This is a genomic window from Legionella shakespearei DSM 23087, assembly GCF_000373765.1.
In the GTDB taxonomy this organism is placed as follows: Bacteria; Pseudomonadota; Gammaproteobacteria; order Legionellales; family Legionellaceae; genus Legionella; species Legionella shakespearei.
Genome location: NZ_KB892399.1, coordinates 28,149 through 42,995 on the forward strand (window position 1 = coordinate 28,149; position 14,847 = coordinate 42,995).

Consider the following 14,847-nt stretch of genomic DNA (forward strand, 5'->3'; position numbering starts at 1 on the left):
CTTATTTCATTAAATTACCAAGACGGTGTTCAATATTTAAAGCGTGATTGTAGACATCTGCAAAATTGGCAGCTGTGGGGATGCTGGATTCGCCAGTCCAAAAACTACGCCCAGCCTGAACCATACGGATAAGATTGACGCCCAGGGACGCGGTATTAAGCGAGTCAGGAGCTACAGCTTCCCACAAATGCAAAGCAATATCGGGAATATATTCTACTGCACGCGCTTGCTCATTTTGTACCAGATCTAGTGTTACTACAGTTGCAACCAGAAAATTCCATGCCCTATAGGCATTTTTTTTAGTTATATAATCAGTGAACATACCTATATTACTCCTAAGCTAATTTAATCTGTTGCTGTTCTGAAACTTCCTGCTCATTGGGAAGCAAAATTCCTACAGCGCTGGCGGCTAATAAAACGCCCATAATCTCGCTGGGTACAGCGAAACCTAACAATCCCACAGCCATACTTATATTATGTTTGAATGCTGCTGTGGCGGCTAACATTAAGGTTCCACCAATTACAACACGCGTGCCCTGCTCTAACATTGGATGGGCTTTAAAAAATGTGTCTAGTGACATGTACGCTCCTCTAAATGCATTCGCTCTCATTAGTAGAGTGAATTTTTTATAATTTAAATATATTGCGAATTGCAGAATTCCCAGTTCTGCAGGCGCAGCATAACATCAATTTGTTTATAATTGAATCTTTTTGGCGCATTTAAGAAAATCGGCCATAGCCGTGAGGTTTAGGTGTAGCACTGTATAGTGACATAAAAATAACTCCTGCCCCTTGTCCAATTGAAAAAAAAGTAACCAAAGAGAAAAGAAATCGTTATATTCCTCCTTGTACGGCGCCAAAGTACTACAATTAATAACTAACATGAAGTTTTTGGTCTATGTTGACTTGTTCAGGTCAGGATGCAATTTCCCATCACAGATGCTTTCAAGGAAGTGCTGTCAACAAACCTCCAGGGTAAGGATGGTTGACTCTAACGGAGAGCTTGTATCATGTCTATTATTTTAGGTGGGAATCAGGCAGACACAATCAACGGCACCTCAGGTTCGGACATTATTATATCAGGAAATGGCAATGATGTGATTAATTCCGGTGCCGGTAATGATGTGGTGACTGCTGGTAATGGCAATGATGTTGTGAACGGCGGGGCTGGTGATGATATTGTTGATGGCGGCAATGGCAATGACATCCTGGATGGAGGTAGTGGTAACGACATTGTCTACGGTGGTAACGGTAATGACATATTTAATTATGACATCATTGATAACCTTGGTTTTGTTGATCTTTATGTGGGTGGCAACGGCTCTGATACTTTAGTTATGCGTTTAGACCTTGCCCGATATAACAGTTCCATGTTTAATCTGGAAACACTGACCCAAATGATTAACAACTTCAATAACCACGCTTCACCAATTTTTACCTTCGCGGGCATTAACATTGATCTGGCCATTTTAGGTATCGAGAATATTCAGTTGCAGACCTATGGACAAGCAATCACTTTGCTGGCTCAGAATGATAATTATACGCTTAATGAAGACGGTTCTATATCAGGCACTCTGCTAACGAATGACACAGCTCCGGCAGGTGTTTCTGTGTCATTGGTAGGTAATGCACCAGAGGGCTTGACACTCAATGCTAATGGTACTTTTAGCTACAATCCGGCTCTGAACTTTAATGGTCAGGTGAGTTTCAATTATAAATTGACTTACAATGGCGTGGAAAGTAATGTGGCTGCTGTTAACTTTACGGTGAATCCTGTCAACGATGCACCTACAGGCAGTTTGGTGATCAACGGCGTGCTGGAGCAAGGACAAACACTGACAGCAAGTAATACTCTTGCAGATGTTGATGGTCTTGGGGCTATAACTTATCAATGGCAGGCTGATGGTGTAAGTATTACAGGGGCTACAGGAGAAACGCTCTTGCTTACTCAGGCATTAATTGGCAAAAGCATTTCGGTTGTTGCCTCTTATGTTGATGGTCACGGTACTGCCGAAGGCGTGACTTCAGATGCAACTGCTGCGGTGACAGCCACACCTTCAGTTACCTACAATCCGTCAACCATACAGGATGGTGCTGTAGTTACTCTTAATGGGGTCAATGATGTTCTGGATACCCGTGGTCTCCCGGCAGTGAGTTATGTGACAAGCACTGGTGTGTTATCGGAAGTGGCTAACAGTGCAAACGATATGGTTGTGACCGGCGCCGAACATTATATTCTGAAAGGAGGAGATAATATTCGTATTGATAGTGACGGACATTATGATGTCTATGCTACCGGAAATGCCGTTATAACCCTGGTTGAAGGACATTCAACAACTTTGTCGTTTACGAGAGATCTGGCATCCCCCATTTTACAAATGGAATTTAATAATCAGGGACCTAATCTGGATAATGTTGCTACATTGGATTTTAACAATAAAGCATTTAGTTTCAATGCTACTGCCATAGAATATGGACTAATTGCGTCTCTTATTTCCCCTGGTGTTATTTCCGCTTTGGCTCCTTATAATTACATCACTACTGATTTAAGCGGCGTGAGTGGGGTAACGGCAAAAGTGACGGGGTTATTAACATTACCATCAAACTATTTCAGTCAATACGATCAGTCAAATCCATTCATCGTAAACGTCAATATTGGGGCTGATTTATTGAATGCTAATCAAGTGGCGAATCCTGATACAGCTGATTTTTCCGCTATAAATCAGGGGTTAAAGCTTTCCTCTGGTCCTGTTATTTCGCTCAGTCCTGATGGAGGTGAATCCTATATTACTCCAGTTACTCAGCAAGGTGCTTTTGCCATAGGCTACAATCTTATCAATTTCGAAAAAGTCATATTGACTGATCATGATGATGTAATAGTGAATCAATTAGGGAATGCAGTAAAAAACTTCATCAATGATACAGTGAATTACGTGGATATGGGCAATGGGTTTGATACGATTGATTTTAGTACTGCTATTACAACAAGCCCAAATGCGGTAAGCATTCGTTATGATGGCAATTTAAATGAATTGAAGATTACAAATGCTGCAGCAGAATCAAAAACCATGACTGTTTTAAACGTAGAAAAGATCATTGGCACAAACAGTAATGATACCTTCATAAGCGGTCAGCAAGATGAGATATTCAAAGGAAATAATGGGGCGGACAATTTTGTTTTTCTGCAAAACAATGGTCATGATGTCATTGAAGATTTTACTGCTGGAGATAAAATTAACCTTCACGACTTTGGAACTTCCTTTGCTGAGCTGGCAATGTCTCAAGAGGGTGCAAATGTTCAAATTCAATTGGGTACGGATAATACTCTGACTTTGAACAATATGACTCTTGAGAATTTGCATGCAAGTGATTTTATATTCTAAGTCACCAGAGAATCCCACGGCTTGTCCGCGGGATCCAGAAATCTCACTCCGAGCTTAGATCCCTGGATCCCGCGGACAAGCCGCGGGACGGCGGAGTCCTTTGCCCCCTGCCAGGGAGCAAGAGACAAGATCTCCCTAACCTATTACTTTATTTCTCATGAAATGCACGATTAAAATTATCTACTAATGGCGCGATAAGATAAGAAAATGCAGTTTCATGATCAACAATAATAACCGCCTCAGCGGGCATACCAGGGTAAAGTTTTACGTGATTCATCTTGTTCAATACCGCGAAAGCTTCAGGTGTAAATTGAATGCGGACGTTATAATACAGGCGTTGGGTTGTCTGTTCTTCCTGAATATCGGCCGATACTTCAGAAACCACGCCGTCAAATGTCGGGACTATCCTTTGTTTGTATGCAGTTAATCTGATTTTGGCAGCCAAACCTGGTTTTACGACATCAATATCAATGGGGCTTACCTGCACTTGTAAAATGAGTTGGTAATCAGAAGGAACAATATCACAAATATCCTCACCGGGTTTGATTACTCCGCCTATAGTATTTGCTTTTAAATTCAATACTATGCCTGCTTTAGGTGAACGGATTGTTGTTCGCCTCAATACATCAGTACTGGCTTTTACTTTTTCTCGCAAGTCATTGAGTTTTTCTTGTACATCATTTAATTTTTCAAGCAGGGCTTTTCGTCTATCAGCAGTTAAAGAGTAAATCTGGTATTCTGTTTCACCTATGCCCTGCTCCGTCTTGGCAATCATACCCAGGTATTCGTCTTTATCTCCCAGCAACTTGGCTGCATTTCTTTGCAATTTATACAATCTGGGTTTGTCTATTAATTTTCGATCACTCAAGTATTTAACCGCTTCTAATTCCTGATTCATTAAATCAAGTTGCGCTATGTTTGACTTTACCTGGGCCTGATAACTTTCAATTTGCTTTTTATATTGGGCAATTCTTTGATTTAATACATTTTTTTGTCCTTCATAAGAGTTATTGTTGGCAACGAACAGCCGTTGTTCTGATTCCATTACCTTTTTTACAGCAGGCTGGTTTTCGGCATTGACCAATTCATCCGGGAAATCAATGGTTGGGTCATTATTTAATTCTGCAAAAATCCTGCTTTCGGTGGCCAGGTATTCCCATAGCTGTCCCTGATACAAATCCAATGAGGCTCTTATCTGAGTGTCCTCAAGTTGCAGCAGTACTTCTCCTGCCTCCACTTTCTGGCCTTCTTCAATGTTAATCTGTTTAACAATACCCCCTTCAAGATGCTGTACTACTTTTCGTTCACCAAGAATAATAAAGCGCCCATTCGCAATGGCACCCGTATCCAGATGAAAAAGCAAGGACCACAATAAAAAACCACCTAAAAAGACGGACAATATAATCCAGCCCCATTTTACAGGCTGGTCAATTTCAGGATGCTCGCTGACATCCGGCATATCTTTTTTGAGCTTTTTCCATCCCATATTTCAGCCCTGTCTTAGGTGGCTTTACGCTGTAATGCTTCTAAAATCTGATCCCTCGGACCTGCTGACTGAATTTTTCCCTGCTGCAGTACGACAATAGTATCAACAAACTGTATTACATTGAATCGGTGGGCAACGATTAAAACGGTCACTCCCCGTTTTTTTAATTTTTGTAATGTCCGTGCCAGTGCTTCCTCTCCCTCACCATCAAGGTTGGAATTAGGTTCATCCAATACTACTAATGAAGGATTACCGTATAAGGCACGTGCCAAGGCAATTCTTTGTCTTTGTCCGCCGGAAATCTGTGGGCTGCCCGGTTTGATTATGGTGTTATAGCCTTCGGGTAAATGTAAGATCATGTCATGACACTCAGCCAGGCTTGCGGCTTCAATTACTGCTTCATCATCAACGGCTCCCATTCTGGCAATATTTTCCTTAACCGACCCCAAAAACAGTTCTATATCCTGAGGTAAATATCCTAAATAGTGCCCAACATCGTCTCTGTTCCAATGATAGATATCTGCCTCATCCAACCTCACAAGCCCACCACTAGGTTTGGTCACGCCGCAAATTAAACGCATGAGTGTGCTTTTTCCAGCAGCTGATGAACCAATAAAAGCAACCATTTCACCTGCTTTAATTCGTAAGCTGATGTTTTGAATGATAAATTTGTTCTCGGATTTGCTGGTTGTCAAATAGAGATTTTCCAAAGTTAAATGACCTTTAGGCTTAGGCAGCATCAGGTCGGTATTTCTGTCAGCAGAAAAATTAAAATGTTCTTGTAAGCGATATAAAATGAGTTTTACCTGCTGGAATTGACGCCATACGCCCATAGCCTGTTCCACTGGTGCCAAAGCTCGTGACATAAGGATTGAGGACGCAATCATCATACCCGAAGTAATACTGTTATCTAAAACAAGATAGCTGCCTATGCCCAGAATGAGGATTTGAAAGGCTAACCTCAAAAACTTGCTGATGCCAAGAAACATCCCTGACAATTGACCGTTTTTTTCATGCAGACTCATCATGTCCTTGTTTTGATTTTGCCATTGTGAGATGAGCGATTTAAGCATTCCCATGGCCTGAATCACTTCTGCATGTTTTAAATTATTGGTAGTTGTGTAGATATTGGCGGTCGCCATCTCGGATGAGGCATTCTGCATTTTGCGGGTCATCCTCTCATTTAACCAGGCAGTCAAAAAGATTAGAACCGCTCCAATGGTTGCGATAATTCCCAACAGCGGTGAGATAGCACCAATAACAAGAAGGTATATCGGTGTCCAGGGGGCATCAAAAAAGGTAAATAAGCTGTTTGAACCAATAAACTGTTTTAGCGTCTGAATATCCCTTAAAACCATCATAGGATAGCTGTTTCCTTTCAGGACTTGATCGGGACTGAACAGCAGCGCGGCTGTACTGAGTATTTCGTCATACCAGGAGCTCAACTTCATCGCAACATGTGATCTGACTATATCTATCACGGACAAAATTAAAATGGCAAAGAAGGCAATAAGGGTCAGGAATATTAATGTCTGATAACTATGTGATACCAATACTCTGTCAAAAAGCTGCATCATATAAATCGGGATGGTCAACATGAGTACATTAATAAAGAAACTGAAGATCCCCATATGAATAAATGACCGTTTACTCCGTTCATAGATCATGCCTAAAATAGAATCTTTTGATAGGGTCATTGAAGTGTCTTAGGTCCACGCATATGGATAAATATAGCACACAAAGAGTTAATTGTTCGGACTTTGCAAGTAAAGCCTGGGCTCTGGCACAGAGCAACAAAAATTCCGCTTCCTGACGGTCGCGGCTCGGTTTCCGGTGCACGATGAAGTATCTACGAACGCACGAAAACCGAGCCGCGACCGTCAGGAAGCGGAACAGTGATACTGACAGGGACTGTGTTTCTGCCCTGAAGTCAATCCCAGATGGTGCTCTCAGAGTTGAGCTATGTAACGAGCATCAGTTCCCGGTTGCAAGCAACCGGGCTACATCAAATTGATGAAAACTACTGAACGGTAACCATACTTGGCGCTTCAGGGATCACATTCACAGGGTTCAGTGGCTTTTTGCTGTACATACCATGTTGATGTAACCCTTTGACATTGACCCGAGGTTTCATGTTTTCCAAACCAGGATTATCTGCTTCCATTTTCTCCAAACGAAGAACCTGGGCTTCCTGTCTGGCCAGTAACTCACGATACTCTTCATTGGTACGCCTTAATTCATCTTTAACCGCTGCAAGCTCTTCTTCCGTTTTAGAAATGCGTTCCGCTACCTGATCAAAAGATGCATTTTCCTCATTAAGGAAAGTCTTGAGTCTCTGTTCATAAGATTCACGATGTTGCTTGTCTTCGAGAACGGTTCCTGTCAAAGTTTGTAACGCACCTTGCAAGGTACTTCCAACTTTCCTGGCTTTCTCAAGTTCAGCAGTCATTTTCTCACGCACACCATGTAATTCAGCAACTTTATCGCTTAATTGTTCCTGGCTTTTGGCGTAAGCTTTCTTGATTTTTTCTAATTCATTTTGATTGTCTTTCAGCAGTTCACTTTGCTCATCAACAGAAGCCTGTAGTTTTTGGGATGTTTGTTCCAAATCATCTTTATTCTGGCGTAATATTTTTTCTGTTTCAATAAAGAGTTCCACCTGAGTACTCAATGACTCCACCTGATCACCTAAATTGTTAATATTTTCCTGAAGACGGAAATTTTCCAACTTAAATTTTTCTATTTCTTGCGCAAGCGCCTGACGAATCTTGTCTAAAGCATCAATGGTAATTTGTAATATGTCAGCCAGGCTGAAAATACCCTCTTTTAAACGTTCCGCTATATTCACATTACAGTTATGGTGATCATCAAGGACAATACCACTTGCTGTATAGGCAACACCGGTAACGCCTCCAATAACCAATAAGACGCCGATATGGGCAAAAAGTCCCACAGCCACGGTTGGGCCCGTCAATAAAATACCACCAGCAATTTTCTGCCATAAGGGTAATTCTCCCCATGCTGTGGCTGCCTGGGTAATAAGGCTGGGGTTGTCAGCAATAGTATCGACAATAAGACCCAGTTTGTCTTTTACTTTGATAAGCTGTTTCTGGCTGTCAGTAATTTTTTCAAGACTGGCCAAATCTAAATTTTCAGGATGTTCAGTAAGAGCAGAATCTTCAATCACTTCATGACGTTCAGAATCTTGCAGGGGATGAGTTACCGTATCATTTCCGTTAGAAGTAGTTGGTTTCGCGTCCTTTTTTATCAAAACCTCAAGCTCTGTTTCATTGATAGCCATAATAACTCCTTACGATTAAAAACCTTCCTTAGAACACCATTTTTAATCAAAATTTGCGAATAAGACAAGCAATAAATTATTTTTTTCTATTTAATTTATATAGTTGCCGCAAAAAAGAGCACACAAGGCATTTTATGGATCTTTTGCCGCATCCTCAGCGGAGGCGAGTAGTTACAACTAATGTCTCTTTGTATAAAAAATTGATACAATCACCGCAAATTATAAAAGCCAAATAAACCTCAACTATTTAACTTTATCTTCAAAGAGGACGCTTGCCCCATGACATTTACCATTGGCCAACGCTGGATAAGCAACACAGAATCACAACTCGGTTTGGGTATCATTACTGAATTAAACGGCAGACAAGTCAGCATCAGCTTTCCTGCAGCAGAAGAAGAACGTATTTATGCCATAGAAAATGCCCCCTTAAGCAGAATCATTTACAAGGTTGGCGAAGAAATTCTCACTAATGAAGAAAAGAAGTTACAGGTAACCGCTGTGCACGAATATCATGGACTCATCGTGTACACAGGTATTGATGAAGAAGAGCAGGAACAGCAGATTACCGAGTTAACAGTGAATTGCTTTATCAAATTAAGTTCACCACAACAACGTCTTTTTAGCGGGCTATTAGATAAGCTGGATGCCTTCAAATTAAGAATCGATACCCTAAACCACATCAGCAGACTGCAGCAATCCAAAGTCAGGGGATTATTGGGCGCACGCACCAGCCATTTGCCACATCAGGTGTACATTGCCAGCGAAGTGGCCCAACGCCATGCGCCGCGGGTTCTTCTTGCAGATGAAGTAGGTTTAGGCAAGACTATTGAAGCGGGAATGATTCTGCATTATCAGTTACATACCGGCCGCGCCCGACGGGTGCTGGTGGTGGTGCCAGAAGCCCTGATACACCAATGGCTGGTAGAAATGATCCGCCGCTTTAATCTTTATTTCTCCATCCTCGATCAAGGCCGTTATGAATTACTCCAAAGTGAAGAGTGGGATGAAGAAAATGAAATAGAGCAGGCTGAGAATCAGGCAAATCCCTTTGAAACTGAAGAACTGGTTTTGTGCAGCCTGAATTTTCTGATGAGCAATGAAGAGGCCCGGAAGCAAGCACAGGAAGCGGACTGGGATTTGCTTGTGGTTGACGAAGCGCATCATCTGCATTGGCATGAAGAGGAACAAAGCCCGGAATATCAATGCATTGAACAATTATCTGCAAAGAGTAAAGGTTTGCTTTTATTGACGGCTACTCCAGAGCAGGCGGGTATAGAAAGCCATTTTGCCCGTCTGCGCCTTTTGGATCCTTCCCGCTTTTATAATTTTGCCGAGTTTAAAAAAGAAGAAGACAGATATCAGGACATTAATAATGTAGTACAGAAATTAATTAAACACCGCGAAGATACTGCTTCAGATGAGCTTAATGAAGCATTAAAAACCGAATTAAAGCCTTATTTGGGAGCCAGTACCTCTGACAGTATTAATGACAGCATTGCCCAATTGCTTGACAGGCATGGAACCGGACGCGTCCTGTTCCGTAATACACGTGCCGCTATAAAAGGCTTTCCAGAACGACATGTGCACCCCTACCCATTGCCACAGCCATCGTTATACTCTTCCTTAAACGAACACTCAGATTCTATTATTTTGTATCCTGAACATGATTTGGGAACAGACCAATGGCTGGCCCATGATCCAAGAGTTGCCTGGCTTAGCGAAACACTGGACAGCCTGCACCCTGAAAAAATTCTGGTAATTTGTGCCAAAGCACACACTGCAATAGCGCTGGAACGGCATTTCAAATTAAAAGAAGGCATTCGTTGTTCCGCCTTTCATGAGCGTTTATCCATCATAGAACGGGATCGCGCAGCAGCGTATTTCGCTGAGGAAGAAGATGGCGCACAAGTCTTGTTTTGCTCTGAAATTGGCAGCGAGGGGAGAAATTTTCAATTTTCCCACCATCTTGTTTTATTCGATTTGCCACTGAATCCCGATTTACTGGAACAACGCATTGGCCGCCTGGACAGAATAGGCCAAAAACACACCGTAGAAATTCATGTTCCTTATCTTATGGATACAGCTCAGGAACTGCTCTTTCGCTGGTATCATGAGGGAATTAATTTATTTGAAACCAGTTGTTCGGTTGGTTTTTCCATTTTTGAAACCTTTGAAAGCCAATTGCTGGATATTTTGAAGACCAATCCCAAAGGGGAAGAAACCATTAATCAGTTGATTGCTGAAACCAGACATTATACGGAGCAATTGAATCTGGCTCTGCATCAGGGACGTGACAGGTTACTGGAATTAAACTCATGTAATGCGCCTGTGGCCAATGAACTGATTGCTGAGATAGAAGCGGAAGAAAGCAGTCTGGAACTGGAAAATTACATGGCTAAAGTATTTCATGAGTTTGGGATTGATCATGAATATCATTCTGAATTTGCTGAAATTTTGCGCCCGACCGAGCATATGAAAACAAGTCATTTTCCTGGGCTAAAAGAAGATGGAAACAGCGTTACTTATTCTCGCAGCAAAGCGCTCGTTCGTGAAGATATGGAGTTTCTTAGCTGGGAACACCCTATGGTGAATGACGCGATGGAAATGATCCTGAATTCAGAAACCGGGAATGCGACCGTCACTACCATTTCGGTCAAGAGTATAGCCCCTGGTACCTTATTTCTGGAGACTTTTTACACTGTAAATTGCGCGGCACCAAAATACCTGCAGCTGGATCGATTTTTGCCCTTTACTCCCATCCGTATTTTAATGGATGTCTCTTTGAAAAATCTGAGCAAAGTACTTGATTACAATCAGCTTAATGCCATGTGTGAGCCAGTGAAACGCCATTTGGGCTATCCTGTTATCAAACAGGTTTCAGGAGATATAGAAAAAATCCTGCAACAAAGCAATGTGATTGCAGAGCAGCAAATGAAAGATGTCATTGAACAGGCAAAAGTAACAATGATGACCAGCTTAGACCAGGAAATTACACGTCTTGAAGCCTTACAAAAAATTAACCCTGCTATTCGCGATGAAGAAATTGACTTCTTCAAACAGCAAAAAACAGATAGCGAGCATTTTATGAATTCAGCGACCTTGCAGTTGCAGGCATTGAGGGTGGTGATTAATAAATAACAGGATTAAAAAAACTGTAGCCTTGATGCAGCGACAGCGCTGAGTGATCCTCTCATAATTTTAACCTGTAAAAAGATGCAAATAAGCAGGATGATCAGCGCAAGTAGCCCCTCCACCTCCGGGGGAGGGTGCCCGACAGGGTGGGTGGGGGGATCAAAAAGAGAACTCATTTAAGGTAGAAAGCTCTAAAACAAAATGGTCTATTTGATAGAAACTCCTTTTTTGATCCTCCCATCCGCCCTGTCGGGCACCTTCCCCCGGAGAGGGGAAGGCGATCCTGCATAGTTCTGAGTGATACTCAATATGAGAGGATCACTCAGAGCGACAGCGTAATCAAGGCTACGCCTGTTTTATTTTATTACAGCCCCGTTGCAACCGGGTTCACACCAATATTGGGATTTATCCCGCAATCATCCAGAACCTTTAATAAATTATTCCCCTTACGAGTAAGACGCTTGACGCAATACTCATCAAGATAACTTTTTAAAATATAATAATACTCAGGAAGCATCAGGATGCTTAATATCTTTTCCGCCCTTTCCATATGATTTCTATTACCATGATCACAAGCCTGAAACAAAACACCTCCCAACATAGCGGCAATACTGGCTTTGCGCTGTGGATTAGCTAAATAAAAACGTTGTATGCACTCATCCAGTGCCCTGTCCTTGTCCCATTCAACCCATTCATCGTACAAATTCAAGGCAATGTCCGGGTTAAACTGTTCGGCTGTAGTCAACTCCTGTACCGCATAAGCCACAGGAACCACCGCCTGCACATTAGCCCAGGAGCAATTGCCGCTTATTTGGGAACTGACGGGAATTTGTGCTATAGGCAACAATCCTAATTGCTGATTGATCACATGATGGAAATAACGCCTGTTTTGCTTTTTATATAAAAAATCCTGAACAAAATTAATGTTCAAGGCTTCGGGTCGGGTCAATCTGTAGATATTTACAGATCCCTCCTGCAAGCTGTTTTCCCCTCTGTCGATTTTCACCCACCATTGATGAAAACGGACGAAACACAAAGCATGGCCGCGGCTTGCCGCAGGAAGAATCAGCATGGGCGATTTCAGGATTTGAGCGATACGCTTCAAATGCTGGTCAGTAAGCCTTGGTTGATGCTGGAACTGCAACAACTCCCCTGCCTCGCTAAACGCATCCATAATGATATGGAATAAAGGGAAATAATCCCTTAAATGACGCGTGGAATAACTGCTGATAAAACGACGCAAGGCATCTTTTACAACAGCTACGGTAAATTCAAGAATAAAGCCTTCATAGTCCAATTCAATAAATTCATTATTGGCATTAACTATGTCAACGTCACCCTGCAATTCAAAACGATGTCCCAAAAGTTTGGCATTAATAAAATCCAGGGCGAAATCAAGTTTGGCACCATGATGGTAAAGTAATTGCTTTAATGCATCCTGCCCCCGTAAAACAGGATACACCAAAACAGACAGCCCGTTGCGCGTGAATGCATTAGGATCAGCACCATAAGCCAACAACAAGCGGGTCATTTCGAGATCATTATTGTCTACAGCCCAATGCAATGGGGTTCGACCAGTCACATCAGGCTTGTTCACATCCACTTTACGGGCAATTAATTGTTCTGCAATCTTGACCTGGCGAGTAATGGCACACTCAATCAACGGAGTAAAGCCATACTCATCAATGTCATCCAAAGAATCACCTTCACGAAGATAGGCATCAAATTCAGGCATTCTATGGCTGATTATATCGTTCGCAATAGTCATTTAAGGTCCCTTGGGCGTTGGTGCTGTAGTAAATTTGGGCATATTACCTAAACGTAATTGCTTTTCTTTGTCCTGCTCTCTTTTTTCATTATCAAATTCCCGGCGTGCCTCGGTATTTAAAGGCGGTTCCGGATTCAAATTCGGATCAATACCATCAAAACGCTGGCTGTCCAGCTCAGGATGTTGCAAAATATTATTCTGTAGCTCTCCTTCGGGACTACTCTGCACTTCCACATCAGAATGTTCCCTGGCCTTCACTGCCGCGAATTGCCTTTCCCCCTGCTGCTCTGCAAGTCGCCTTCTCCGCTCCATAGCCCTGGTCTCAGCCACAAGAAAAGTCGTTTCTTTAGCTCCGGGTGGCAACCGCTCCGGTAAATCAATGCTGGTTTCTTTTTTTAATAGTACGTAGACCGCATCACGTCCTTCATCTTTGGCTTGGGCACTGTGAAAGGCCTGAACTTCCTTGAATTGCGGTAACCAGTGATTGATTAAATTTTTCAATAAGGGCGGCGCATTTTTTGCGCTTTCTTGCCCATGAACGATGAGCACACACTGTTTGTTGTTTTGCACCTGCATCTGAATGAACTGAATCAAAGCTTCCCGCGCCTCTTCAATCTTGATACCGCGTAGCTCAAGTCTGGACTCCCAGGGGAGATATCCATTTTTTAATTCATTAAACTTTTTCGCAGGCATGCCTGGTACAGCATAAGACAGTACACTGTGAGCAAAGACAGTATCTTCAATATCATCAGTTAAATAATAATTCCTGACCATGGTGTTCTTAAAGCAAAACGTTATTATTAAAGTATAACTTAGGTTGAGGAAAGTAGAGCATTTTTTCTGATATTGATTGGCATTACGCCCACCAATCGCTTGTTTGCCGATGCGCTCCAGCAAAAGACTTCATGCCGCCTGCTTTTTCATCGACAACAACCTCATTTCCGCTGCCATGCGGATTTCGAGTTTTAAAAATTCATAATCATCCAGAAATGCTTCCAGATACACCCTTTTATCTTGTGACTTATTCGCCCGATACAAATGGCGCACCAACTGCAATGAATCTTTTTTCATGTCCTGGCCAAGTGTGTACTTATGCTCCCTGCCAAATTCTTTCGTATACTCAAACACCCGAAGAGCCAACTGCCAGGCATCACGAAATACGGGTAAATCGGTGTACAACGACATCATGCCTCCTCGAACACAACCCCGGTCTGCTTCACGCAGCCCGGGGATTNAAATAGATAAATAGGTAAATGGATTAAAAGCCTCGCACACAACGAACACCCGGCTGACTGCTCTTAGTGCTGCCGCCCTGGAAGCTGTTGCCACTGGCGGCGAAGAGCTGGTACCACGCGAAGTCCTGCGGAAGGGTCGAGACCTCGGTAGAACTCCAGTACGCGCCAACAACAATACCGCCAAAACCATGCTGACGCAAATTGGTATAGATATTATCGATAGAACAACTATTCCCTGAATTACTCCATTCACATATAGCAGGCAAATACCAGTCATTGAAGGTGCCACCATTATATTGGTCACATATTCCAGCTGCATAAGTAGCGATATCAATAGACGATGACGGAGTGTTAACGCAATTGTCTTGATTCGTTAAACAATTTATAATACGTGTTGTATTACATCCCCCATCATTTTTGCCATCACAAGGGTCGCCACCTGACACCGTAGAATTTTGATTAATCCCTCCGACTTCATAACCATACCCACCCCATATAATACCAGAAGAAATATTCGCCTCCGTTACGACCTTGGTCACCCC

At 42.4% G+C, this 14,847-nt stretch carries 10 protein-coding genes and 1 pseudogene; 2 read left to right on the plus strand and 9 right to left on the minus strand.

Annotation, left to right across the window (positions count from 1 at the left end; all coding sequences use genetic code 11):
- Window position 1 precedes the first annotated feature (1 nt).
- Window positions 2–322: a hypothetical protein gene (locus B094_RS0108150; protein ID WP_018577316.1), complete on the minus strand. Its 321-nt coding sequence runs from the start codon at window positions 320–322 to the stop codon at window positions 2–4.
- A gap of 13 nt (window positions 323–335) precedes the next feature.
- Window positions 336–581 carry a hypothetical protein gene (locus B094_RS0108155; protein ID WP_018577317.1) on the minus strand — a complete coding sequence of 82 codons (246 nt, stop codon included), beginning with the start codon at window positions 579–581 and terminating at the stop codon, window positions 336–338.
- A 429-nt stretch (window positions 582–1,010) separates the two neighbouring features.
- Between B094_RS0108155 and B094_RS16490 the strand changes: the two genes are divergently transcribed.
- Window positions 1,011–3,383, plus strand: a complete 2,373-nt coding sequence (locus B094_RS16490; RefSeq protein ID WP_018577318.1) for an Ig-like domain-containing protein — start codon at window positions 1,011–1,013, stop codon at window positions 3,381–3,383.
- A gap of 148 nt (window positions 3,384–3,531) precedes the next feature.
- Here B094_RS16490 and B094_RS0108165 read toward each other — a convergent pair whose 3' ends face one another.
- From B094_RS0108165 to B094_RS0108175, 3 genes are all read right to left on the minus strand, one after another.
- Window positions 3,532–4,869, minus strand: coding sequence for an HlyD family type I secretion periplasmic adaptor subunit (locus tag B094_RS0108165; RefSeq protein ID WP_018577319.1), 1,338 nt, complete (start codon window positions 4,867–4,869; stop codon window positions 3,532–3,534).
- 14 nt (window positions 4,870–4,883) lie between these two features.
- Window positions 4,884–6,566 carry a type I secretion system permease/ATPase gene (locus tag B094_RS0108170; RefSeq protein ID WP_026253944.1) on the minus strand — a complete coding sequence of 561 codons (1,683 nt, stop codon included), beginning with the start codon at window positions 6,564–6,566 and terminating at the stop codon, window positions 4,884–4,886.
- A 323-nt stretch (window positions 6,567–6,889) separates the two neighbouring features.
- Window positions 6,890–8,170 (minus strand): LegC2/C7 family Dot/Icm T4SS effector, encoded by a 1,281-nt coding sequence (locus B094_RS0108175; protein WP_018577321.1) that lies wholly within the window; start codon window positions 8,168–8,170, stop codon window positions 6,890–6,892.
- A gap of 279 nt (window positions 8,171–8,449) precedes the next feature.
- Here B094_RS0108175 and rapA point away from each other — a divergent pair, with 279 nt between their 5' ends.
- Window positions 8,450–11,308, plus strand: a complete 2,859-nt coding sequence (gene rapA / locus B094_RS0108180; RefSeq protein WP_018577322.1) for an RNA polymerase-associated protein RapA — start codon at window positions 8,450–8,452, stop codon at window positions 11,306–11,308.
- A gap of 358 nt (window positions 11,309–11,666) precedes the next feature.
- On the opposite strand, the gene ankH is transcribed toward rapA, so the two are convergent.
- The 4 genes and pseudogenes from ankH to B094_RS17450 all read right to left on the minus strand — a co-directional run.
- Complete coding sequence (gene ankH, locus B094_RS0108185) at window positions 11,667–13,070, minus strand: Dot/Icm T4SS effector AnkH/LegA3 (protein WP_018577323.1); 1,404 nt, start codon at window positions 13,068–13,070, stop codon at window positions 11,667–11,669.
- Window positions 13,071–13,844 carry a Smr/MutS family protein gene (locus B094_RS0108190; protein WP_026253946.1) on the minus strand — a complete coding sequence of 258 codons (774 nt, stop codon included), beginning with the start codon at window positions 13,842–13,844 and terminating at the stop codon, window positions 13,071–13,073.
- Between the two features lie 129 nt (window positions 13,845–13,973).
- Window positions 13,974–14,258 (minus strand): four helix bundle protein, encoded by a 285-nt coding sequence (locus B094_RS15935; RefSeq protein WP_237762310.1) that lies wholly within the window; start codon window positions 14,256–14,258, stop codon window positions 13,974–13,976.
- Between the two features lie 70 nt (window positions 14,259–14,328).
- Window positions 14,329–14,847, minus strand: a pseudogene (locus tag B094_RS17450) (DUF1566 domain-containing protein); the annotation flags it as partial.

Bases quoted from the DNA above. Each gene is read 5' to 3' on its own strand.
- B094_RS0108150 (WP_018577316.1), bottom strand. From the start codon at position 322: ATGTTCACTGATTATATAACTAAAAAAAATGCCTATAGGGCATGGAAT.
- B094_RS0108155 (WP_018577317.1), bottom strand. From the start codon at position 581: ATGTCACTAGACACATTTTTTAAAGCCCATCCAATGTTAGAGCAGGGC.
- B094_RS16490 (WP_018577318.1), top strand. From the start codon at position 1,011: ATGTCTATTATTTTAGGTGGGAATCAGGCAGACACAATCAACGGCACC.
- B094_RS0108165 (WP_018577319.1), bottom strand. From the start codon at position 4,869: ATGGGATGGAAAAAGCTCAAAAAAGATATGCCGGATGTCAGCGAGCAT.
- B094_RS0108170 (WP_026253944.1), bottom strand. From the start codon at position 6,566: ATGACCCTATCAAAAGATTCTATTTTAGGCATGATCTATGAACGGAGT.
- B094_RS0108175 (WP_018577321.1), bottom strand. From the start codon at position 8,170: ATGGCTATCAATGAAACAGAGCTTGAGGTTTTGATAAAAAAGGACGCG.
- rapA (WP_018577322.1), top strand. From the start codon at position 8,450: ATGACATTTACCATTGGCCAACGCTGGATAAGCAACACAGAATCACAA.
- ankH (WP_018577323.1), bottom strand. From the start codon at position 13,070: ATGACTATTGCGAACGATATAATCAGCCATAGAATGCCTGAATTTGAT.
- B094_RS0108190 (WP_026253946.1), bottom strand. From the start codon at position 13,844: ATGGTCAGGAATTATTATTTAACTGATGATATTGAAGATACTGTCTTT.
- B094_RS15935 (WP_237762310.1), bottom strand. From the start codon at position 14,258: ATGATGTCGTTGTACACCGATTTACCCGTATTTCGTGATGCCTGGCAG.